This is a genomic window from Variovorax sp. LARHSF232 (assembly GCF_052871435.1).
The window spans coordinates 1-1,923 of sequence record NZ_JBIXJS010000024.1 but is presented as its reverse complement, the minus strand read 5'-3'; the positions used below and the strand labels follow the sequence as shown (position 1 = coordinate 1,923).

At 64.6% G+C, this 1,923-nt stretch carries 3 protein-coding genes; all 3 read left to right on the top strand.

What is annotated here, in order from left to right; genetic code table 11:
• A partial coding sequence (locus tag ACIPRI_RS26655; protein WP_446624521.1) for a methyl-accepting chemotaxis protein occupies positions 1 to 371 on the top strand: 371 nt, incomplete at its 5' end.
• Between the two features lie 76 nt (positions 372 to 447).
• On the top strand, positions 448 to 951 hold the full coding sequence (locus ACIPRI_RS26650; RefSeq protein WP_446624520.1) for a chemotaxis protein CheW: 504 nt from the start codon (positions 448 to 450) through the stop codon (positions 949 to 951).
• A 14-nt stretch (positions 952 to 965) separates the two neighbouring features.
• Positions 966 to 1,923, top strand: a 958-nt coding sequence (locus tag ACIPRI_RS26645; protein WP_446624519.1) for an MCP four helix bundle domain-containing protein, incomplete at its 3' end; no start/stop codon positions are given.

The following is a 1,923-nucleotide window of genomic DNA, read 5'->3' as shown; positions in this document are numbered from 1 at the left end:
ACCTGGCACAGCGCTCGGCGGCAGCGGCCAAGGAGATCAAGGGGCTGATCGACGACTCGGTGGGCAAGGTGCAGGCCGGCACCTCGTTGGTGGGCGAGGCGGGCCAGACCATGCAGGAGATCGTGGGCAGCGTCAAAAGGGTGACCGACATCATGGGCGAGATCACGGCGGCCAGCCAGGAGCAGACCTCGGGGATCGAGCAGATCAACCAGGCGATCACGCAGATGGACCAGGTGACGCAGCAGAACGCGGCGCTGGTGGAGGAGGCTGCGGCCGCGGCGGCCTCGCTGCAGGAGCAGGCCGGCGGGCTGTCGAAGATCGTCGGCATGTTCAAGCTGGAAGCTGGCGAGCCGCACGCGCACGCCGCCTGAAGCCTCCCTTCAGCTTTGCGCGTATCTGCCGATATTGGACAGAGTTCTCAAGACAAACAGGATCAATAAAGTGCTGATGAAAACCAACCCCCATGCCGAGCCGGGTTCGGCCGGCGCGCGTGCCGACAAGCCGCTGGAGTTTCTTTCCTTCACCCTGGGCGAAGAGGAATACGGCATCGACATCCAGAAGGTGCAGGAGCTGCGCGGCTACGACGCGGTCACCCGCATCGCCAATGCGCCGGAGTTCATCAAGGGCGTGGTCAACCTGCGCGGAATCATCGTCCCGATCATCGACATGCGGGTCAAGTTCGCGCTGGGCAACCCGAGCTACGACCAGTTCACGGTGGTGATCGTGCTGAACATCGGCGGCCGCGTGGTGGGCATGGTGGTGGACAGCGTCTCGGACGTGATCACCCTGGAGGCCGCGCAGATCAAGGACGCGCCGCAGATGGGCTCGCTGCTCGACACCGACTACCTGATCGGCCTGGGCACCCTGGGCGAACGCATGCTGATCCTGGTGGACATCGACCGACTGATGTCGAGCGAAGAAATGGGCCTCATCGAGAAGGCCGCGGCCTGAGCCGGGGATTGATCGTGAACGCCTTCTACAACCTCAAGATCGCCACCAAGCTGATGGTGGCCTTTGTCGCCGTGCTTGCGCTGAGCGCATTCATCGGCATTTTTTCGATGCTGCAGCTGTCCAAGGTCAACGACATGTCGACCCAGATCGCGAAGGACTGGATGCCGTCGACGCGCGCCTTGCTGGAGATGAAATCCTCGATGGCGCGTTTTCGGGCGCAGGAGATCCAGTTCGCCACGGCAGTGACCGAATCCGACCTGAGCTACCTCGAAAAGGGCCTGGCCGGCACCCTGGAAGCCTGGAAGAAGCAGCGCGCCCGCTACGAAGAGCTGATCAGCGCCCCGGAAGAAAAGACGCTCTATGCGGACTATGCCAAGGCCTTCGATCTGTACATGCGCGAGCACGAGCGGATGGTTGCCGCCGTGCGCTCGCAGCGCGACGAACAGGCCGAATCCCTGACGCGGGGCGAGTCGCGGCGCCTCAACGGCGAAATGATGGGCACGATCGACAAGCTGGTCGAGGTGAACGTGGCCGGTGCCGACAAGGCGTCCGAGACCGCCGACCATCTCTACGGCAGGGCGCGGGGCTGGATCATCGGCCTGTTGTTGGGCAGCATCGCGCTGGGCCTTGCGCTGGCGCTGACGATCGCGCGCATCGTCGCACGGCCCCTGTCGGAAGCGGTGCGCGTGGCGCAGGCCGTGGCCGGCGGCGACCTGGGCAGCCGCATCGAGGTGACGACGCGCGACGAGACGGGGCAGTTGCTGGAAGCGCTGCGCGAGATGAACGGCAGCCTGGTGCGCATCGTCAGCGAGGTACGCACCGGCACCGACAACATCGCCACCGCTTCGGGCCAGATTGCCAGCGGCAACCAGGATCTGTCATCCCGCACGGAAGAGCAGGCGAGCTCCCTGGAGCAGACCGCCGCTTCGATGGAAGAGCTCACCAGCACCGTCAAGCAAAACGCCGACAACG

What these genes read in the sequence shown, in the direction of transcription:
- ACIPRI_RS26650 (WP_446624520.1), top strand. Translation starts at nt 448, where the DNA reads ATGAAAACCAACCCCCATGCCGAGCCGGGTTCGGCCGGCGCGCGTGCC.